This window comes from Methanobacterium sp. (assembly GCF_016217785.1).
Classification (GTDB): domain Archaea; phylum Methanobacteriota; class Methanobacteria; order Methanobacteriales; family Methanobacteriaceae; genus Methanobacterium.
The window spans coordinates 1-21087 of the sequence record NZ_JACRGA010000027.1 but is presented as its reverse complement, the minus strand read 5'-3'; the positions used below and the strand labels follow the sequence as shown (position 1 = coordinate 21087).

Below are 21087 nucleotides of genomic sequence, written 5' to 3'. Positions count from 1 at the left end.
TTAATCAGCTCCTACAGGTAACTGCGATGCCTTAATTGTGATATGGATAACTCCCTCTTCCAGGGAAGGTGGATCCAGGAGGAACCTGGCTACAAAGTAGCCTGCCACTCCAAAGGGACAGGTCTGGTAACAGGTGCTACAGCGGAGACACTTTTTGGTATCCCGTTTGATCACATCTTCTGCTTCATCATAGCTTATGGCCCCAGATGGGCATTCATCAACACATAAATGACATTTTTTGCATTTTTCCTCGTCCCAGGTCACGATACGTAACTTCAGCCGGTCGGTGATTTTCTGGAAGGTATCCAGAATCAGGTCATCATTGGTCAGTATAGATCGGGCCCCCGTCACCAGGTCCGCAATGGGATAATCTATATTAAAGACTTCAGTGTCAGATAAATGAGTTATATTGTCTCTTTCAGCCTCGATACGTTCTTCTAAGGTGTTAACAATAAGATTGATGATGTTCTTTTGTTCCTGAACATTGGAGATGTAGATACCTTTAACTGCACCTTTAACCGGGCAACTCTTCAAACATTCTCCACAGCTAATACACACGGACTGATCAACGATGATCTTGTTATTCTCTTCGTAAATAGCTCCGTAAACTGGGCAGGCATTCATGCATTTTTTGCAGCGAATGCAGAGGTAATCATCGATTACGTACATTATTTCAGCGGGAAGAATGGTGAATTCTTCTCTTATTAGATGGTTTTCACCGCAAGTAAGTGTTTTAGGGTCAGTGGGACAAACCTCCGCACAGAATCCGCAGCGGATACATCCGCGGGTATTGATTACAGGATAAGTTTGCCCTTCTTTCTCTGCAGTGTCCTCGCTTCTAATCAGTTTAATGGCTTGGGGAGCGGGGCACGCTGCAGTACAAGCACCGCAGGCTATGCAGTTTTCTGGGAAGACTTGGGGGAAGTCGCGGAAACGGTCGGGTGTTTCCACTATCTCCGGGTCGGTTTTGGCCACTGCAAAATTTTCAGCCCAGGATTTTCGGGCGAACTCGTAAATATACCATATTACCGATGACATGATGCATCAACTGTCTTAAAATTTATTAACTGTTTAAAGATTCATTTAATTTGTTTAAAATATTATTTGAGATATTTAACAGTGTGAAGCCCATCGAATTCCTTCTTTTCTCCACTTTCATCCGTGATCACTACTCTTTCAGTGCAGGCAACACAAGGGTCTACACTGGCATAGGTAGCAACTGCATCTGCCACTGTAGCCACATCATTCAGCATGTACTTGGCACAGACATCTATATTCATGATACTGGGGGTTCGAATTGAGATATTGTTTATAAGATTACCATTGGTTTCAATCATGTAAGTGACTTCACCACGGGGAGCTTCATTCCTCCACTCCGCATATCCAGCAGGTATGTTAATTTTTTCCCGCACAGGTCCCTCTGGAATGTTTTCAATCACCTGTTTGATGAGTTTAATAGACTCCCTAACTTCATCAAAACGGTTCATATTACGGGCGAAGTTATCACCGTCTTTCCTCCAGATGACCTTCCAGTCAAAGTGATCCCGGTAGGTGTGATGGTCTTCCCGGACATCATGTTTTAAACCGGAACCCCTACCAATAGGACCAACTGCACGGCCTTTTATGGCGTCTTCACGGCTCATTTTACCCACATCTTTTGACCTGAGGCCTAGAAGCGGGCCTTCCTCATACATTTCCACGTATTTATCGTACTCTGATTCCAGGTTAGTTATGATCTTCATGATACTGTTGAGATGGGTTTCCTTGGCATCCATTTTAACGCCTCCCACCACATTCCAGCCCATGTTCACCCGGTTACCGGTTAATAGTTCTATGGCATCCATTACTGGCTCCCGTAGATACAGCATGTACATGAAGAGGGTTTCGTGTTCAACAGCTTTGAAGTAGGTTGAGTTGGCCAGAAGGTGGCTCTGGATCCGGTCCAGTTCATTGGTTAAAACCCGCAGATATTGTGCCCTTAGGGGTGCACGTTCTCCTGCTATTTTCTCAAAGGTCTCGGCAAAGGTCTGGGTGTGGATGTAGGAACAGATTCCACAAACTCTTTCCGAGAGGAATATTCCTTTCTGCCAGGTTTTACCTTCCATTACTTTTTCTATTCCTCTATGAACGTACCCGTAATCGATTTCTGCACTTATGACCTTTTCTCCCCTTGTTTTGAGTTTGAGGCGTACTGGTTCTTTAAGTGCGGGGTGTATGGGTCCAATTGGAAGTATCATTGTTTTTGCCTCCCTTTGGCTGCTATGGCATCAGGGCCCACTGCTAAAATGGCAGCTAGAATCTCAGAAGGTCGGGGTGGACAGCCAGGTATCTCAGCGTCTACAGGTATAAAATCTGATACAGGGGCATAGATTTTGCATCCTTCCTGGTTGAAAACATCACCGGTTAATGGGCAGTTTCCTATGGCCACCACTATCTTGGGTTCTGGGGCTTTAGCATAAATTCTCTGCAAGTTTTTCTTCCACTGTTCAGACATGGCCCCGGTTACCAGTATCACATCTGCTTCACGGGGGTTGTTGTGTACGTAAATACCGTACTGTTCCAAATCGTAGCGGGGTGAAAGGAGTGCCACCACTTCGATGTCACAGCCGTTGCATCCTCCGGTGTTAATAAGGCATACGTGAATTGAACTTTTCCTTACAACATCTTTAAGGGCATCTAACATTGATTTACCTCGATTCATCTCATTAGATATTCCAGTAAATCTTTTCTACCATTTTCTAGGGCTTCCTGGTAAGATTTACCTTTGGTTAATATTTCAGCAGCAATTTTATTTTTAATTTCTTCAGTTTCTTCTTCAGATAATATATTCATTACGTCTGAGAGCCAGCATAATCTCAAATCAGAGTGTAATTTTTCTTTTATACAGTAATGTTTTGAAGATTCATAACGGGGGTGTAGTGCCTCTAAACTGGCCATGTCCAACCTTTTGATGAGTATTTCTTCCAGCTGGTCTTCTGATATTCCAAGTTCCTTGGAAATAGGTTTTACTATGTCCAGTTTCCAGCGGTAACTTTCAACGATTCGCAGCTTCATGATGCGCATCACATCATCCTCATCTAAACTGGACATATCACCAGTTTTTTCTATATCCTCTTTCCTCAAAGGATCACCGTCCTTATAATCCAGATGATTCCTGCAATTATAATGCCGATAAATGTCTCGTTACGACCATAACCAGGTCTCATTCCCAGCACCATTGCCAGGAAGAACACACCAATGGTTATGGTTATGTATTCTGGTATGAACGTAATTAAAATACTGTTAAGGGCTAATGTCCAGCCTACAACAGCCAGCACCACAGCTAGAGCATCAAGCTTTCCAATGGCATAGGGGGCCTTGTATTTCCGGTAGCTGAGTACCAGTCCCAATACGGATCCCAGTACAAATGAAAGTATGTAAAGCAGGTAAATTGTTTCATTCATTTAATCACCATTTAAATGGGGCGGTAAAGGTATATAAATGCGGCTATGAACACTACAAGAGTCAGGATCATGGCCCATTTCTCAGCATTCTCTGAGAAGTGAATGGCTCCCTTTCTGTGAAGGAAGTAGGTGAGAATCATTAAGAGAAAAACTGCTATGGTAAGTGGTAAAACTACGATCCACTGTAATAATGCAGCTAAACCACTGGCTAAGAGGGCACCGAAGGCCGCCAGGGTCATGAGGAACAGTGTGTCTTTTTCTTGCATTTCCATTTTTTTGTTTCTCCTGTTAGTATAGTAGAAGTACAAATGAACCTACGATTCCAATTATTGCAAAGCTAACCTGCATCATTATGGAATGATTAGGGTTTAATATAGGGGTGGTAGCATTTATAAGGGCTACAATTGCTGACATTACAACCATGCCCACCAGATACCAGAGTGGACTTAATCCACCAATGAACACAGTTAAGAACACCCATAAAAGCATGTACCATGCTATTGACTCTGAAATCATCAAATAACCACGGAGAAGTCCGAAGTGCTCTGTTTCATATCCGGAAATGATATCTTTGCCTTTGGTTATGGCGAAGGGGGAGTAAGGGGCTTTGGAAAGTATTAACACGAAGAACATGGCAGCTGCTAAGGGTATACTGTATATGAGGGGTCCGCTGACAGCCTGTAAACTGACAATTTGACCGATGTTCATGGTCCCAGTTTTAAAGTAAATGATTATAAGCACAGCAAATAGTGGAACCTCGGCTGCTGCTGAGAAAACTGCCCTGACACAGCTAAGCTTACCGTAAGGTGAACCGGAAGATGATCCTGCATTGTGCTCCACGATCTTGTGTAGTGCATAGATTGCAAAGATCAAAAGAAGTGATCCCTCAGTAACCGGACCCACAATAACTGCTGAAACCCATATAACACATAACATGCCAGTTATGGCTATGTAAAAGGGCATTGCCGCTGTTTGGGGGAATGATGATTCTTTAATGAAGAATTTTAATGTGTGTAATAGGTGCTGGATGATGGGTGGCCCTGGCCTCATCTGTATCCTGGCCATTATCTTCCTCTGCAGTCCGAAAAGGACACTACCCACCAGAAATGCGATGAGGACGTTCAACAAAATGTTTGCCATTAAATTCAATATGATCACCGATTAGTTGTCCTGATATTTTAGTTACGGTTAATATATATTCTTTATAAAGGGGTTAATATCCTATAAATGGTTCCCTGGTCTTGTCTTCTTCATCATCCTTAGGTCCTCTGGCCATTACTATCAGTCCAAAGGATAGTATTCCTGCTGGTATGAATATAATGGAAATTGCATAAACCACCCAGTTGGGCGGGTTGAACAGGAGGGCATAAACTATTCCTGCTATGGAGATTATAAATATTAAATAACTTGCTACCTTCAGTTTGTCCATTATTTCACCAGTTTTGATGTGTTATTCATGAAATGACTTTATTGTTCAAATCATTTGACCAGCAATTTTAACCATTTATAAGCATATTTTTTTTAAGCACATTTTTGTTATATTTTTGTATAATCATTCTTAGAATGGTTTATTTATGATTAGGAGTATTTCAATCACTCTAACTATTACCAGCAGTGAGCTTAAGTGAATGATCAGCAAAAATGGTGAACCCGGAGTTCTGAACATCTCTGCTTTAGTGGCGTAGAATGGTGCCACCCCAGTTTCACCGGCCACTCCTAAAAACAGGAGGAGAGATCCAAAGACCATCATGGCGGTGGTGGGTATATTCACAATTTCCAGTAAACTTATGGAGCCAGTTGATGCCAGGATCATGGCGGCGCCTCCGAAGAGGGGTAGGGTTGCTATCATGGCCACCAGACCATACTGGAAGGCTGCATCTAAAACATCCACTTGTTTTACTGCAGCTACTATCCCAATGTTAACAATACCAATAAGACATACGAATAGGGTGAAGTTGAAAAGATCTCCAGTGATCATAGCACCAGCGGTGGCCAGTCCGCAGATAATAGCCAGGAATCGTCTGATCTTGAATTCTTCCTTACCTACTTTGACTTCCTTATCTTTCAGGGTGCCGAAACCAGCTTCAACCTGTGTTTCAGTCCGGCTTATGGCAATAAGAGTAGTGAAGGCCAGTGCACTGGCGAACATGAACAGGTTGAGGGGTGCCATGTAAAGGACGATGTCTCCCAGTGGGATGTAGCCCAGTAACTGTTGACCCAGTATGATTATATCCATTTTTTTAACTCCTTACTACTCCTTACTTCTTGTTAAATTCTTCACGGCCTATAACTCCTATAAGGCCGGCTTTGAAGGCAACTTTTATAAACACTCCAAACGCTGCCAGGAACAAAGCCAGAAGCCAGTATTGTGGGAATACAAAGAATATTATAAATCCTACCAGCCATAGGCACCATGCAATACCGGATATTCCTGCAATACCTTCCCATGTATCGGTTGGAACTCCGCGCACTCTTTTTGAGAGAACATAAAATAGAATCCCTCCTCCGGCTACAGCTCCTCCAGTGAATCCTGTAAGAAATGCTCCATATGCAATTAATATAAGAGCCAGGAAAGTAGGGGCAGTTGTCATTATTTCCATGTCCAGTGACACAGGCAAGGGGATTAACTCTGCAGTTTTCCCGGTTTTTCTCATCTCCCTACTCAACAGTATCTCGGATATGGCCAGTATTTCTGCCAGTTCCACTACTAGTCCAGGTAGTATGAGGGCTTCTGCCAGATCGGTTCCCACAGCTGCCACCAGGATCAGCATGCCAATGCCAACGATATCAGTTAATATCAGGGCACTTAGATCATTTTTCTGATAGGCAATGGCCATTAGACCAATGAGACCAACGATTAAACCAGTGAATACTGCTGGAATGAATAATGAGACCACTATGGGGGACACAACACTGGGAACCAGTACTGAAGCACTCATTCGTCTTCCCTCCTTCTCATGGTGAAGTTAAGTGCCACCCATGATGCCACCACAAATGCCATCATAAGTATGCTGGACTCCAGTATGGTGTCGAAACCTCGTGAATAGTATAATATTTCATCTATTAATCCCCCTGGGGATGAATAGATAGATGTACCGTAGTAGAGAGTGGTGTTACTAACTCCAATTGCAATAGGTGATAAGTATCCGGTTACCATTCCTGCTTTTTCTGAAAACTCAGGATATTGTGATCGTACTATTCCTGGCTCTTCAAGAGGCACACCTCCTCGATCATAGGGTGCCAGAGGATCTTTCTCGTCTATTTGTAGTTGTGGTGCTGGTCGTGGGTAGAGTTGATTATCATTAAGTCCCATGGGCACCAGAAAACCTGCCAGTAATAAAATTCCCAGAATTATGGAGAAAAAGCGTGGGATACGTTTTGGTGTGGCCAGTGAATTCCACAGCCTGCCAATCCTGCTCATAATTTGGCCTCCACTTCTTCTAATCTAACAATAGCCCTCAAGAGAATCATTGTTATTATGGCTGTGGCTGCAATGTAAGTGACGAGTGCAATGGTATGGTTATAGGTTAAAAATATAAGTGAAACACCTACTGCAGCAATTTCAGTGTTTAAGGTCCTTACGATTGGATCTTTCACTCCCGGGCCTATGGCTGTGGCAACTCCTCCGAGGATGGTGAGTGCCACCCCTGTGTAGAACCATATGTAAATATCAAGCAAGGTTCCCTTCCTCCTGGGATTCTTCTTTTTTCTTACGGACCTCATTTAATTTGATGATTCCGATTAATAAGATAACAATAGAGATGGGGTCGAAGATGGCTGCGGCCATGGCCACGTCTAGGTATTTGGCAGCTACGATCATTCCTATAAACCCTCCCTGGAGAAGTGCAAACATGATCACCTTATCCAGGGGTTTTGGAAGGGCTATGATCCCGGCAGTGCCAATTAAGGCAATTGCTGCCGATACAGTGGTTAAGTTTACAAAGTCAAGGTACATTTTATTTCACCATGATCTCTTCTTTTACCCTTCCCAGAGAATAAGCAATGGCGTTGGAGCTTAGGGTGGATGTAACAAAGAATGTGATGGCCATGATTGCTCCGAAGGGTGTCTGTATGTATAAGGCAATGATTGCAGACATGCTGAAACCAATAACGTTTAGGTAGAGTAAACGTTCTGAACGGTTCTGGGCTACCAGTGTGCGCAGTGCCATGAGTACTACTATTATACCTAATATTTCGATTAACATGATTTGCACCTAGGTTAACTTGGTGTGTCTCCCCATTTTCTGGGCTATTTTCCCTAAAAGACGTGAGGCTCCAGGGTGGTATAGGCCCTGTATGGTTACAATAGCCAGTACCATGCCTATAATAAAGTATTCGGTTTTAAAACCAATAAATGAGGTTAAGAATATTATAACTGTAATGGTGAGGGCTCCGGTGGTACCTGCATATCCGGGGTCAGCACATAACCGGTTCCCGAAGTAGACCAGTACGGCAGCTATTAACCCTCCTTCCGGGGTTCCTATGGCGTAACAGCCAATTGAAGCTAGTAATGTTCCGGCAGATGCATCTGGTGAGCATACAATGTTTCCCTGGAAGAATCCTCCTGCCAGATCCCCGTCTCTTTCCTTAATTGATCTGCCGATTACATCGGCACCTTTAACTCCAGGTGCTTCTGGAAGTCCCATCCAAGTGTCTATCAGGACGAAGTTCAACCAGGAGATAACAGCAGCAATTGCTATTCCTAAAATTTCATTCATGGGATTCCTCCAATTTTATTCATGGGATTCCTCCGATTCTGGTACAGGAACTACCTTTTCCAAAATAAATTTGGCAAATAAAGCAGTGATAATCCCGGTGATTAATGCAACAATATATCCCTGGTAACCTAACTCGTAAACCATGGCGTAAAAGCCAACAGCCAACACTGCAGTTGGGAAAATAGCACTGATGGTCCAGGAATGCCTCATAGGCTTATCTGGGAGTAAAGGAAGCCTTAAAACCAGGCTGAGTATTATGGCTGCAGCCAGGGCAATAAGATAACTGAACACATTAGCATGAATAATCATGATAAATAGGTGGTCTCCTTTATGTATATAAATCTTTTTACTTGAGAATGCTTATGAGTTATTACTTACAGGGTCCGTGGAGTTTCACGGTTAATGATGAACTGACGTTCTCTGATGAACTGACGTTCTCTGATGAACTGATGTTCTCAGATAATACAAATCTTCTTTAAATAAACTTATTAAGAAGATTTTAATCTTTTCTAAGTCATTTAATCTCTTTACTGTTATATAAAGTATCTTTAACTTGCCATATATTAAACTTTTCTCATAAACTTTTTGCAATGATTTTAAAATGAATTATAATGATTTAAAATATAAATGGAATTATTAAAAACATTCAAAGTTGTTATGGTGCTTTTTTTGTAATTATAATTTCATGATTGTAAACATTATTAGTGTTAATATTCTATATAAGGGTAATTTAAGGGTTAATATTCTATATAAGGGTTAATATGCTCCATATGGGTGAATTAGTGGTTAATATTCTCTATTAGGATGAATTATATATCATATCCGTAAAAGTCAGGGAAATATTTTCACAGATTGTTACTTGTTGATAAATGTTGAAAATCTTTTTAAATTCTCTCATAATTATTAAAAGGAATATTATACATGCTTTAATCTTAACTTCTAAAATACCGCATGTTCACATAAAATAATATAAATTTATTTATACTCTGTGAACTTAAAAAATAGTTGAAGTTAAATTGGGGAGGTATTTTTAATGGTTGATGATGATGATAATTCTAGATTCAGACTAACTAAGGGTGTTGTGATATTAGTAATAGTTTCTCTTCTTGGTTTAGGAGCTGTATTTTATATGTACACTGTTTATGTTGAAGATCTACAGTACAGCACCCTGCCTGAGATAAGTGCTTCGGATCGGATACTGATAGTTGCTCCGCATCCTGATGATGAGTCTTTAGGTACAGGGGGACTTATTAAAAAAGCACTGGAAAAAAATGCATCGGTGGAAGTGGTTATGGTAACCACTGGAGATGCAATGAGTCCTGAAGACTTTAAGAAGTATTTAACCAGTACTAACAATGTCAATTACAAGGGCACCATAGGTGACCTGCGTCATACTGAGGCTATTAATGCCGTAACTGCATTGGGATTAAGTTCGAATAATATAATTTTCCTGGGCTATCCTGATGGATCACTAAAAAATCTTTTGGAAACAAACTGGGACACCGCTTATAAGCGTACTTCTGGGTCCAATCAGAACGATCACTCTCCTTATAATTTCACCTATGAAAAAAATGCACCCTACACCGGTGCCAATGTGGTTAAGAACCTGGAGCAGATCATGAAGGATTACAAACCAACCATTATCTACTATCCTGATGATGGAGATGATCACCCAGATCACTTTGCCACCAGTGCATTTGTAAGATATTCTGCATTACAGACCAATTATACTGGTAAGAGCTACACTTATCTGGTTCACAAGGGCATTGCCTGGCCAAGTCCCCTTAACTACCAGCCAAGTAGAGCACTTCATTTCCCATCCGAACTAGGTGTGCTTGATGCTGACTGGTATTCTACTTCTTTAAATGCTACGCAGGAGGCAGCCAAGGAAAAAGCTATCAAGGCACATGCATCTCAGGTGACCGCTCTCAGGGACCTCTTGCTTTCATTCATAAGGACCGATGAGGTATTTGCCACCTATCATAAAATAGACATACAGAAGATTGGAAGTATCAATTCAATATGGACCACCCTGCCATCCAGTTCCTATCAGGATGTTAAAAATGATGATAAAACTGGATTACTACAGAAAGGTGATGATCTATCTGCAGCAGGAGTTGCCTACGATGACAACAATGTATACCTCTTCTCACAATCACAATCAGTGAATAACGGTTTAGGATACAACTTCCACCTCCGTTTATTCAATGGAACTGATGTTAAACGAGTGGATATACTGGCCAAAAATGGAAAAGCCGAATACCAGACACTTGCCAAAAACAGTATAACCTCTAACCAGCAACCTACAGTAACCACCAAAAATAGTATTATTGTTGTCACCCTACCCCGGGGGCTCTTCAATGGAACCAAATATATGATGTTGAGCACGGATATGGTTAACCCTCAAAACAATGGATTGTTGGATTTCCTTTCTTACAGGGTGTTCAAATTCCCAGATCAAATAGCCACAGCAGATAACAGTCTATTTGGAGGAGTAACTTCTGAAGTTGCCGGATTTATTGTAAACACCAATCCTGGAGTAACAACCGCTAAACAGGTTTCAAACTCAGTAACTGGTTCTAAATCTGAAGTTGGTGGTAATAATTTTGGTCTGGTGAACCAGGAAGAATCACAGGATATCCTTTCTGCAGCAGATGCCAATTTTTAACCCTGACAAATAAGAGTCAGGGATTAACATCTCTGCAGATTTAAATATCTCACATTAAAATCACGCATCTGGATGACTTATCAGGAGTTATCTGTGTGGTATCTAAATGAGTTGGATGTAGATAGGGGTCTGATGACATAATAACGGAATAGAAATGATAAGCACGAGGGAATTTAATGGGTGAAATTATTAACAGTAGGGTAAGTAGTACAGGAAGTACAGTGAAAAAGAAGAGAGTGATCTCCCTGGACGTGTTCAGAGGCCTTGCCGTTGCCGCAATGATCTTTGTAAATGCCATGGCCTTCTCTGAATCCACCCCATGGATCTTTGAACATGCTTCCTGGAATGGTCTTACCATTGCTGATCTGGTTTTCCCTTCCTTCCTTTTCATTGTAGGGGTATCCATGGCCTACTCTTTTGCTGCTCGTTCTGGAGCTTCTAAACGTAGTTTATGGGGTCATTTCCTCTTTAGAGTGGTTGCCCTTTTCCTTATTGGTGTGGGACTTAACTGGTTCACCTCCAATTTCACTATGATAAGAATCCCCGGAGTACTGCAACTCATTGCTCTTTCATCACTTTGTGCCGCGCCACTGGCAAAATCGAAACCTCGCTGGATACTCCTGGCCGCGGCTATCCTCCTATTGGTGCACGGTGCAATTCTCCTTGGTGTGGGGGCGCCAGGAATACCTGCAGGTACATTAGAACCGGGAAACAACGTTGATGACTGGCTGGACCTTCAGATTTTAACACCAAATCATACCATTAATGCAAATGGTGATCCCGAAGGTATTTTGAGTATTCTTACTGCAACTGCCCTGGTTTTACTGGGATTATGTATTGGCCGAACATTACAGTTACTAGATCACAACTGGAAAACCATGGGTATTTTGCTGGTAGGTGGGATAATATCCATCATAATAGGTTTATTAGTTTCCCAGGTTTTACCCATTAACAAACAGCTCTGGACCTCCAGTTTTATTCTGGTATGCGCAGGCATAGGAACCCTATTCCTGACATTGATGTTCTCCTATCTTGATATTAAAAGGTGGCCTAATGCTTTCTTCTGGGCCATCCCCATGGGCCTTAATGCTCTGGTGATATACATACTATCCATTGTATTCACCATACCAATGCACATGGATTTTTTCACCAACATGGGAGAGATCCCCCTCAGTTTCTACGATGTATCTACCATATATTTCATGGATATATTAGGGCCTGGTGCAGGAATGGTGGCTTATGGGCTTCTCGTAGTCCTGATATGGTTAATTGTAGCATCTATAATGCACTGGAGACATATTTACATTAAATTATAACCTTTTTTTTGAAATAATTAAAATAAGAAGAACACAGTGTCAAAATATGAATCTTAAGTAAAAGTAATTGAATAAATAAAGGGATTAATATTTAATATGATTTTTAAAGATTTAATCTTTATTTTTAGAATTTATCAGCCTTTTTTAGAATTTATTAGTCTTTCTAAGATTTATTAGCTTTAAATAACGATTACTTATAAATTATTTAACCTAGTCTGATTCATGGTAGTCTTCTTCAGTGTTGATCTCCCAAAGGTTATCCTTGGAAGTTTCACCCTTGATAATATTATCAACAGCAGCCATGGCAGTTAACATGGAATGATCCATGTTGTTGTAACGGTGCATACCGTTCCTTCCAATTAAGAACAGGTTTTTGAACTGATCAGTATATTCTCTGATTAGATTAAACTGAGGATAGGTTCCAAAGTAAGCAGGGTACGTTTTTTTAACTTTAATAACCACGCCATCCTTCACATCCTCTGGATCAATGATACCTATTTTTTCAAGCTCATCAATGGCAAATCGTTGGAAATCTTTTTTGGTCATGCTCCACAAGTCATCACCCTCATTACAGAAATATTCAAGACCAATCCATACATCATCAGCATCATTAACCATATACGGACTCCAGTTATTGAATATTTGAAGCCTGCCTATTTTCACGTCTCTTTCCTGGATATAGATCCAGTTATCCGGCACCAAATTGTTAACAGTGGGTGTTTTGGTTTCATTTTTAATCTTTAATTTATCCAGTAGCAAGCCCACGGTTATAAAATCACGGTACATGAGGCCGTTAGACACATCTAAAACATCTTCCGGCACATCACACTGTAATGAATTAATCAAATCCTGTACTGGCATTGTTGAAATGAAATAGTCTGCTGATATCTCATGTGAAGTCCCGGTGGATTTATCAACGGTAGTAATTTGAGATACAAGATCTTCGCTGGCAGTTATACTGGTCACTCTATTACTGGTATGGATCTCTCCGCCATTTTCCATTATAATGCTTGCAACTTCCTCCCATAACTGGCCCGGCCCGTATTTGGGATACATGAACTCTTTTATTAAACTTGTTTCCACGTTCTTCTGATATATGGAAGAATCACCGGATAAATTCTTTTTCAATGCATGAACAATAGTTTTATAAACAGAAAGTCCTTTTATTCGCTGGGAACCCCATTCGGCGGTGATTTTGCTGCAGGAAACACCCCACACCTTTTCAGTGTAATCCTTAAAAAAGATGAGGTACAGTTCCATGCCAAATCTGTTGATGAAAAAGTCTTGTAGGGATTTTTCAGGTTTTATTTTGTGAACGGATGTTTTAATGTAACTTAGGCCAATTTTAGTAGTTCTTGTGACCCCTAAATTGGAGAATGTATTGTAATTTAATGACACAGGATAATCGAAGAATTTTCTAAGGAAAAAAATCCGTGATAATCTGCTGCGTTTGAGCATTACTTTATCTGTCTTTTCAGGGTCGGGTGAAGGGAGGGTTACAGTTTTTCCATAGCTTATATCCCTTTTTACATATTCCTGATTAATGGGTATTTCACGTTCCATTAATTTATCATCACGTGCTGGTGCGCCCTGAATGGGTAAAATATTGGTCCACCATTCCATAATTTGTGGTGATTTTGAAAAGAAACGATGTCCACCAATATCGATCCTGTTACCTTTGTAATTAATGGTTTTTGAAATTCCTCCAATAGAATCACTTGATTCATATATAATCGGTTTTATATCTGTTTTATCAAGTAACTCATAGGCGGCTGTCAACCCTGCAGGACCCGCACCAATTATAATGGCTTTTTTTGGAGTTTTAGTCATGTTTTACCGTTACTAAAGTTTTAACATTTTCAATATCCCTATCTATCTTTAATAAAATTATTGTTTATTTGGATACTGATAATGGTGGATACTTAAATCTTAGTTAACCAGTGATTTTCTTAGGTGAATAGTTTCTTAGGTGATGAGGTTTATCTGAACAAAGCAAATTTCCTGGCAAAGAAATTCCAGAATAGAATAATAAATGCAGCCATGATCTTGGATAACCATAGGTAATTAATTCCTAAATTTTCAGTAAAAAACCATATAAACACTTCATTTAAAACAATACCCACTAATCCTATTAATGTAAAAACCCCAAACTCGAGCTTCCTATTATCCATAGTCCTTCTGTTGAAAACCCAGTTTATACTGAGGACATAATTAACTATTAAACCTAAAACAAATGCTACCGCTGCTGAAGTCAGATAATAAATTCCAAAAAAATGAGTAAGGATCAAAAGCAATGAAAAATCAACAATGAATGCAGCCCCGCCTGTGAAAACGTATCTGAAGAGTTGTATATGAGTTTTATCAGTTTGTTCTGATATTAATTTGTTCTTCAAACTTTTGGCACGGGCTTTCATGAACATTCCCTATTTCTAACAAAGATGTTGTTTAAATCCAGTCTATTTTAGAAAAAAATAGGTAAAAAAAGAGTTTAGGAAGTTCTATTCTCTTTTTTCAGGAAATAATTCAGCTGATCCTTTAATATATCATTGAGGGTGTAATCGATTTTACCACCAATAGCCTGGATCTTCTTGGTGTCAGCCAGTAGAATTGGGACTTCAGCCGGCCGGAATCTGTCCGGATTGAATTCTATTGTAACATCCCCTTGTTCGGTGTTAACTCGTATTCCCTTATCTTCCAGGGTGTATTCCAGTTTTTCCTCTAAAATTAACTGGTCAATCTTGGTTTTTGGGAATTTAATTCCAAAGATAGAACTGTTATCCATTTCATTGGGGTCCTGGATCTGTTTATCGCCTTTGAGGGTTTCAATCTTATTCACATTCCATCCTGCTTCTTCTAAGCCCAGTAATATGTAGCTCAGTACGGAGTTGGTGCGCATGGAGCCCTGGTTGTAAACTTCTCCTGATTGTCCTTTTTCAGCAAGTAACAGGTATCCCTGGACTATGTCTTTAACATGGGACCAGTCCCGCAGGGCATTAAGGTTTCCAATGACAATACGGTCTGATTCACCAGATTTCAGTTTCATGATCTGGTTAGTAACCACGGAGGTTACGAACATTATTCCTCTTCCAGCTCCCTCATGGTTGAAAGCACGGGAAACCACGGTATCTAACCCATAGGAGTGATAATAGTTCCTCATGAGATAATCACCGTAGACCTTGGACACTGCGTAGGGTGACATTGGTCTTAAAGGGTTGGTTTCTTTTATAGGTACCTCAGGGATTTCTTCTGGTTCAGGGAAAATAGTTCCGTAGTCTTTTTTGGCTTTTTCATACTGTTCCTGGGAGGATAATACCAGACCATATTCTTCACTGGATCCAGCGAAGACTACTTTGGAGTCGGATTCTTCCATTCGCATGGCTTCCAGGAGGTTGGAAGTTCCAATACAGTTAATGTGCTGTGTTTCCTGGGAGTTGTCAAATGATCGTTCAACAAAGGACTGAGCAGCCAAGTGGAAAATGTAATCCGGTTCAGATTCTTCCATAGCATTAGTCAGTGAGGTTAAATCAGTCAAATCTCCCTCAACAAGGGTTAATGCTCCAGCAATACCTCGATCCACAATATTTTTGGCTAATGTACCGTCAGCTCTCCTTCTAACCAATCCATAAACATTAGCTTCTTGATTGATAAGCTCTTTAGCAAGGTAAGAGCCGGCAAATCCGCCTACACCAGTTATAAGCACATTTTTGTTTTTCCAATTCATTTGAATTCCTCTTTAATGATCTTTTTCAATTAATAAATAACTGTCCAATTGATATCTTTTAATCCAATGATATCTTTCAAATTAAAACCACTGTCCAATAATCAATTTATTCTCTATTAAATTTTCAATAATTTAAATTTATTATTTTCAAAAATTATTATCTACTATTAATTGAGGTTATTTGATTTTTTTAAGTATAATCATCTCTTATTTAAATATTTTATCCCATCAACTGTTAATTCTTTTATTAATCTCTCATTATTTTTTGAGTCATATTATTTTTGGACATGTTTGTACTTTTTTTAACAATACCCCTATACTTTTTGGCCCCTATAATTTTTGGTATATTACCACCACTCCCCATGACTTGATGATACGATAACCTTCAATGTCTGGATGGGACTGGCTGGTAGAGTCAATATAGTAATCCACATTACTATTTTTAAGATAATCAGCAAATTCCCCTGTGGTATTGAACAATCTGGGATATGCCCCCAGCACATCCATTTTAAGATACCAGCTAACTGCATTTGGATAATCAGACCTTATGTTTTTATCATGGTAATGGGGGTCATACTCTTTTATCCAGTCGCTTGAATTACCAATATCAATGGTAAAAGTTTTTTTAGGTGTATGGCCGACATAAATTGCTGTAGCTGATGATAAGAGTACCAGTGCAAGGATCAAGTAAACTCCACATTTTCGGAAACTGGATTTTGTAATCCTTGATTTTATATCCACAAGCTCCATGAATTGGCTGAAACCAAGAATTATGAAATATGCAAATGCCGGGGCCATTGTAATGAAGTACCGGTCAACCTTAAAGGGTAAAATACTGTGAAATATGAAAAAAACACCAAACCAAGATATAAACATGAAATCCAGGCTAGCTTTTCCTTTAGAATCGTCACTGGCTCCGTTAAATAAGAAGAGATATAAGAGATATAGTACGGAGATTAACAGGATTTCACTGATAATCAGGGATTTAAAGTAAAAACTGATCACAAATCCTGCAACTAAAACCAGGGTCAGTGTGAATTTCAGCAGGTTACTCCGGTTTAAGGGTGATGGATTAACCATGCCAAATCTTGATTTCGCGCCTCTGTAAATGTAAAATGAAAGTCCAACTATGGTAATAATGGCAATTACATATGATAATATTGATGGGATTCCCATGGATGGGTTTAATATCTGTTGATATGTACCCTGAATGGGACCAACTGAGATGTAATTCAATAGATTCTGAAGATAGTATAAAAGGTTGGGGTTGTAGGCCACATCACCGGCTCCAGTGGATGTGGCGGTTGCCACTGCAAAAATCAGGTTGAATATAGAAGCAGTAGCACCCAATTTCACAAAAAAATACATACTCCCTACTATTAGAACTCCAAATTCTATTAAAACTCCTAAAATGATTTTTTTCAAGTTTTCATTAGTTTTAAGTTCATCTAGATTTATCAGAAGGTAAATGAGTATGGGTAAAATTATCAGGCCAGAAGTGTACCTGGCCATGATGGCAATAACCGCGAGGGGTAGAACAAAGTATAAAAATCGTGAATCCTTTTTCAAGCCAATGATCAGGAAATAAATCGCCCAGATTGAAAAAACAACTCCTGGGATATCTATACCACCACTGACAACCCATGACAGCATCACCGGCAATGAAATGAAAATTATACTACCTGCAAAACTTTGAATAGGATTAAAACGTTGTTTTAAGAGGAGGTAAAATCCAGTAACTCCTACTATAGATATGAAGCCACTTACAATGAAAATAACATTAATTGAGACATATCCCATTCTAAAAAGGAGGGACGTGAGTAAGGGAAGCAGGGAAGGTAAGAAGATAGCGACACTCCCACCCTCCATGCCTGCAAAGTAAAGTGCATTGTTAAGATAGTTAAAAACATCCCAGTAAGGAACACCTATCCTCATCTGAATACTCAAAAAATAAGAAACAATTCCCAGGGTGATGAGAATCAATACAATGAGCGGATTATGGCAAACCTGTTTCAGGCTTCTGGAAATAACATTACCCTGTTTTTTGTCCTGATCCAAATTACCACCCTTAGAAATAGTCTTTTAAATTCATCAAATTATTCGCAATTCTTCGATAAAATAATAAAATATGTTTTTAAATTCACAGCTAACTATTCAAATTTTAATTTTCAACAAACCAGTTTACTGTTTCCCCCAGTTCCCCCATAAAATCAGTAGAGGGATTAAAACCAAATGATTTGGCTTTGGAAACCTCTGCCAGTGAATGTTTAACATCACCCGGTCTTGGTTCATCATAAATGGGATCCAAATCTTTCCCCAGAACTTCGTTGATTATATCCACCAGCTGATTGACAGTGGTGCTCATCCCGGTTGCTATGTTAAATGCACCAGCCTCCTTGGTCTGGCAGGCCTTCAAATTGGCATCCACAATGTGCTTAACATAGATAAAATCCCTGCTCTGCTGGCCATCACCAAATATAACCGGTCTTTCATTATTTAACATGGAACTGATGAAATGGGGAATTACCGAAGCATACTGAGAATTAGGGTCCTGCCTGGGGCCAAAAACATTGAAGTACCGGAGGGAAATAGTTGATAACCCGTAAATGTCAGCGAAAAGCTGACAGTACATCTCACCAGTGGCTTTACTCAAAGCATAAGGTGAAATGGATTTTAAGGGAGTATTCTCAGAAAGTGGGAAGTCAGTGTTATCTCCGTAAACTGCGGCAGAGGAAGCAAAGACAACTTTCTTCACGTTATTGTCCCGGGAGGCTATGAGAACCTTCAAAGTTCCGGTGACATTAACTAAATTACAGTTGAGTGGATCAGCCACACTAGCCGGAACACTGGCCATGGCAGCATGGTGAAAAACATAGTCACAGCCTTCAAAACTCTTTTCAAGATCAATCTCAGTGATGTCACCCAGGTCAAGGCTGATATTATCTAATTCCAGGTGTTTAATGTTTTTAATGTTGCCGGTGGATTCATTGTCCACAATAACTACTTCATTTTCCTGGCAAAGTTCCTCCACCAGGTGTGATCCAATGAAACCAAGCCCTCCAGTTACTGCAACTTTTTTGTTCTTCATTTAAACTCCTTTAAATTCTTTTTATTCGGTTATTATTATTATTATTATTATTATTTTGTTTGGGAAATTAGGTAAACGATAGACTAATACGATGATATTTTTCTAGCTATAAAATAACTTGATGGGTAACTACATATCAATTTGTTACTGCCCATTACATTAGTCAATACCATTATTAACATTATTTTAAGAACACCATGGTTATTTTAAGAACATCATGGTGAACTCTATCCAAGAATTTTTAGTTAACGTTTTTTTATAGTTAACGTTTTTTAGTTAACGTTTACCAAAAGAAAGACTGATCTGTAAATATTTTTGGTATCGGGTAATTTGTAAAGCTCAAACTCCAGTTTATACTCACCCGGAGTGTTTCCTGTGAATTGGAAAGGTATTTCATTCTTTTCATCATTTTGAAGGGAAATATTCTCTTCTTTCAGGATAGTGTTGTTTCTTTTAATCTTAATCAGGTAACTCTGTGTTGAATGCTCATGATTAACCACGCCTATGGTAAGGTTACCCTGCTCACCGGTTGTTAAATTTGTTGGATAATCCCCGGCTTTTCCATCAGGACCCAGTAAATAAAATTCAGTGAATCCATCTACTTTCGCGGGTGACAATGTGATATAAAATACACCTATCATTCCGGCAATGAGGGCAATTATTATTAAAATTGAAATAGTCCGATCAAAGTCCATTATGATACTTCCATATCGTGGATTTAATATATTTTAAGAGTCCTTGTAAGTAAAATTCAATGTTATCTTGAATTATCCTTTTATGAGTAAACTATTACACGTACCATTATTAATTCTCTATTTCCTTTATAATGTTATATTATAAAAATTATATACGATTTTTAATTGTATTGGTATTTTTTAATTTATTATAATTTTAATTCATAATAAATTTATCACATAATTCATTAATTATACAATTTAAAAAAAGGATTAAAAAAAGGTTGATATTGGCTTAAAAAAGCCAAATATCTATTAATAGGGTTAACTCAGGTTCGTGCTTCGTTGAAAATTGCACTGGCCATTTGTGCAATATCTCCACCACACACCAAGAAATTAAATCCATGGCTGGTCAGGAATTGGTCAGGGTTAGCCAATCCTGTGAAACTTGGAGATGAGAAGTCATCATCATGAGCCCTTGGTAACCAGGCTAAACCTCTAATATCTAAAGCAGGTGGAGATATCCAGATCGAATAAACTTCTCTACTTCCCTTTAGAGCTTTATAAGAATTTAGGCCCATTTCATAGATAGTTGCAGCACATGCTCCACCATATATGTTGACTATTAAGGCGTCTTGTGGTATATTATTAGACTCGAGAACAGAATAATGTGTATTAGAGCCTAAACCATAAACATTTGCATTTACTCCCCAAGATATTAGCAGATTTGCAATTGCTTGCATACGGGCTGTGTCTACTGCCGTATTAATTATATTGTCGCTTGTGATCCATACAGGTTTACATAATGCGAACTGTTTCACAATGGCCGTAGCTGGCAAAGCATTACAACTCAGATATGAGTTCAGTATATGGTTGAAAAGGTAGATCTGTGATTGGTAGCTGATTTTTCCCAGGCCAATTAAACCATAGGGTGGTGCCTGGTGGTTTTCATTTATGTGGCTTGAGATTCTCTGGGCAAATTCAACGTATTGTGAAATACTTAAAGTACCCGCACTCAATTGCTCTTCACTGTATCCGGGTAATGTAGCCTCCAGCAGTATTATTGGTGAATTTTGATTGTTTTTAATTTGTACAGTGGCAGTCGTCAGTAAATACAGGTACTGAGCCATATTAACTGTCACTCCCGCAACTTCAGCACTTTCAGGCAGATGTTTATATGTATCCAAATAATCTTGAACATCGCTCGTTGCAGCAAGAATCTCTGCTAAAGTGAATACAACTGGTGGTTTGTAGACTATGGGTATATTTGATGCTGTGAAGGGTTTGACAGTCACATACGTTGGTAAAGTCCCGGTACTGTTGTATATGCTTAGTATGCGGGTGTAGAGGTAGACTTGTGATTGGTAGCTGATTTTTCCTAGTCCGATGTAGCCGTAGGGTGGTGCTTGGTGGTTGTCGTTCATGTGGTTGGTGATTCGTGTTGCGAAGTCGAGGTAGT

The 21087-nt window shown here is 39.5% G+C and carries 26 protein-coding genes; 2 read left to right on the top strand and 24 right to left on the bottom strand.

The window, feature by feature from the left end:
- The 16 genes from HY987_RS11600 to HY987_RS11525 all read right to left on the bottom strand — a co-directional run bounded on the left by HY987_RS11600 (position 1) and on the right by HY987_RS11525 (position 8470).
- On the bottom strand, positions 1–1038 hold the full coding sequence (locus HY987_RS11600) for a 4Fe-4S binding protein (RefSeq protein ID WP_292758841.1): 1038 nt from the start codon (positions 1036–1038) through the stop codon (positions 1–3).
- Positions 1039–1100: 62 nt separating this feature from the next.
- The gene (locus HY987_RS11595) at positions 1101–2237 is read right to left on the bottom strand and encodes a nickel-dependent hydrogenase large subunit (protein WP_292758837.1); all 1137 of its coding nucleotides are present in this window, start codon (positions 2235–2237) and stop codon (positions 1101–1103) included.
- The gene (locus tag HY987_RS11590; protein ID WP_292758835.1) at positions 2234–2683 is read right to left on the bottom strand and encodes an NADH-quinone oxidoreductase subunit B family protein; all 450 of its coding nucleotides are present in this window, start codon (positions 2681–2683) and stop codon (positions 2234–2236) included. Before HY987_RS11590 ends, HY987_RS11595 begins: the two co-directional genes overlap by 4 nt.
- Before the next feature lie 14 nt (positions 2684–2697).
- Complete coding sequence (locus tag HY987_RS11585) at positions 2698–3123, bottom strand: DUF1959 domain-containing protein (RefSeq protein ID WP_292758832.1); 426 nt, start codon at positions 3121–3123, stop codon at positions 2698–2700.
- The gene (locus HY987_RS11580; RefSeq protein WP_292758829.1) at positions 3120–3443 is read right to left on the bottom strand and encodes a DUF2104 domain-containing protein; all 324 of its coding nucleotides are present in this window, start codon (positions 3441–3443) and stop codon (positions 3120–3122) included. The genes HY987_RS11585 and HY987_RS11580 overlap by 4 nt, the downstream gene beginning before the upstream one ends.
- An 11-nt stretch (positions 3444–3454) precedes the next feature.
- The gene (locus HY987_RS11575) at positions 3455–3715 is read right to left on the bottom strand and encodes a hydrogenase (RefSeq protein WP_292758825.1); all 261 of its coding nucleotides are present in this window, start codon (positions 3713–3715) and stop codon (positions 3455–3457) included.
- A 16-nt stretch (positions 3716–3731) separates the two neighbouring features.
- Complete coding sequence (locus tag HY987_RS11570) at positions 3732–4592, bottom strand: NADH-quinone oxidoreductase subunit H (protein ID WP_292758822.1); 861 nt, start codon at positions 4590–4592, stop codon at positions 3732–3734.
- 64 nt (positions 4593–4656) lie between these two features.
- Complete coding sequence (locus HY987_RS11565; RefSeq protein WP_292758819.1) at positions 4657–4872, bottom strand: DUF788 domain-containing protein; 216 nt, start codon at positions 4870–4872, stop codon at positions 4657–4659.
- Between the two features lie 129 nt (positions 4873–5001).
- Positions 5002–5679: a proton-conducting transporter membrane subunit gene (locus HY987_RS11560; protein WP_292758816.1), complete on the bottom strand. Its 678-nt coding sequence runs from the start codon at positions 5677–5679 to the stop codon at positions 5002–5004.
- 22 nt (positions 5680–5701) lie between these two features.
- Complete coding sequence (locus HY987_RS11555) at positions 5702–6382, bottom strand: EhaG family protein (protein ID WP_292758814.1); 681 nt, start codon at positions 6380–6382, stop codon at positions 5702–5704.
- Positions 6379–6864 (bottom strand): EhaF family protein, encoded by a 486-nt coding sequence (locus tag HY987_RS11550; protein ID WP_292758811.1) that lies wholly within the window; start codon positions 6862–6864, stop codon positions 6379–6381. The genes HY987_RS11555 and HY987_RS11550 overlap by 4 nt, the downstream gene beginning before the upstream one ends.
- A complete protein-coding gene (locus tag HY987_RS11545; RefSeq protein ID WP_292758808.1) occupies positions 6861–7121 on the bottom strand; it encodes an EhaE family protein in 261 nt (86 codons plus the stop codon). The genes HY987_RS11550 and HY987_RS11545 overlap by 4 nt, the downstream gene beginning before the upstream one ends.
- A complete protein-coding gene (locus tag HY987_RS11540; RefSeq protein ID WP_292758804.1) occupies positions 7114–7398 on the bottom strand; it encodes an EhaD family protein in 285 nt (94 codons plus the stop codon). Before HY987_RS11540 ends, HY987_RS11545 begins: the two co-directional genes overlap by 8 nt.
- 1 nt (position 7399) lies before the next feature.
- Positions 7400–7648: a DUF2109 domain-containing protein gene (locus tag HY987_RS11535; RefSeq protein WP_292758801.1), complete on the bottom strand. Its 249-nt coding sequence runs from the start codon at positions 7646–7648 to the stop codon at positions 7400–7402.
- A gap of 9 nt (positions 7649–7657) precedes the next feature.
- Positions 7658–8161, bottom strand: a complete 504-nt coding sequence (locus tag HY987_RS11530) for a hypothetical protein (RefSeq protein WP_292758798.1) — start codon at positions 8159–8161, stop codon at positions 7658–7660.
- Between the two features lie 15 nt (positions 8162–8176).
- Positions 8177–8470 (bottom strand): energy-converting hydrogenase A subunit A EhaA, encoded by a 294-nt coding sequence (locus HY987_RS11525; protein WP_292758795.1) that lies wholly within the window; start codon positions 8468–8470, stop codon positions 8177–8179.
- A 724-nt stretch (positions 8471–9194) separates the two neighbouring features.
- On the opposite strand from HY987_RS11525, the gene HY987_RS11520 reads away from it, so the two are divergent.
- Positions 9195–10829, top strand: a complete 1635-nt coding sequence (locus HY987_RS11520) for a PIG-L family deacetylase (protein WP_292758792.1) — start codon at positions 9195–9197, stop codon at positions 10827–10829.
- A 176-nt stretch (positions 10830–11005) separates the two neighbouring features.
- Positions 11006–12145, top strand: a complete 1140-nt coding sequence (locus HY987_RS11515) for a heparan-alpha-glucosaminide N-acetyltransferase domain-containing protein (protein WP_292758789.1) — start codon at positions 11006–11008, stop codon at positions 12143–12145.
- 210 nt (positions 12146–12355) lie between these two features.
- On the opposite strand, the gene HY987_RS11510 is transcribed toward HY987_RS11515, so the two are convergent.
- The 8 genes from HY987_RS11510 to HY987_RS11475 all read right to left on the bottom strand — a co-directional run.
- Positions 12356–13975 carry an NAD(P)/FAD-dependent oxidoreductase gene (locus tag HY987_RS11510; protein ID WP_292758786.1) on the bottom strand — a complete coding sequence of 540 codons (1620 nt, stop codon included), beginning with the start codon at positions 13973–13975 and terminating at the stop codon, positions 12356–12358.
- A gap of 149 nt (positions 13976–14124) precedes the next feature.
- Entirely contained in the window at positions 14125–14565 is a 441-nt protein-coding gene (locus HY987_RS11505) for a GtrA family protein (RefSeq protein WP_292758783.1), read from the bottom strand.
- Positions 14566–14633: 68 nt separating this feature from the next.
- Entirely contained in the window at positions 14634–15866 is a 1233-nt protein-coding gene (locus HY987_RS11500; protein ID WP_292758781.1) for a GDP-mannose 4,6-dehydratase, read from the bottom strand.
- A 330-nt stretch (positions 15867–16196) separates the two neighbouring features.
- Positions 16197–17924, bottom strand: a complete 1728-nt coding sequence (locus tag HY987_RS11495) for a glycosyltransferase family 39 protein (protein ID WP_292758778.1) — start codon at positions 17922–17924, stop codon at positions 16197–16199.
- Between the two features lie 103 nt (positions 17925–18027).
- Positions 18028–18954, bottom strand: coding sequence for an SDR family oxidoreductase (locus tag HY987_RS11490; protein WP_292758775.1), 927 nt, complete (start codon positions 18952–18954; stop codon positions 18028–18030).
- A 272-nt stretch (positions 18955–19226) separates the two neighbouring features.
- Positions 19227–19649, bottom strand: coding sequence for a DUF1616 domain-containing protein (locus HY987_RS11485; protein ID WP_292758772.1), 423 nt, complete (start codon positions 19647–19649; stop codon positions 19227–19229).
- A 308-nt stretch (positions 19650–19957) separates the two neighbouring features.
- Positions 19958–20758 (bottom strand): hypothetical protein, encoded by an 801-nt coding sequence (locus HY987_RS11480; RefSeq protein WP_292758769.1) that lies wholly within the window; start codon positions 20756–20758, stop codon positions 19958–19960.
- A 43-nt stretch (positions 20759–20801) separates the two neighbouring features.
- Positions 20802–21087, bottom strand: a 286-nt coding sequence (locus tag HY987_RS11475) for a hypothetical protein (RefSeq protein ID WP_292758766.1), incomplete at its 5' end; no start/stop codon positions are given.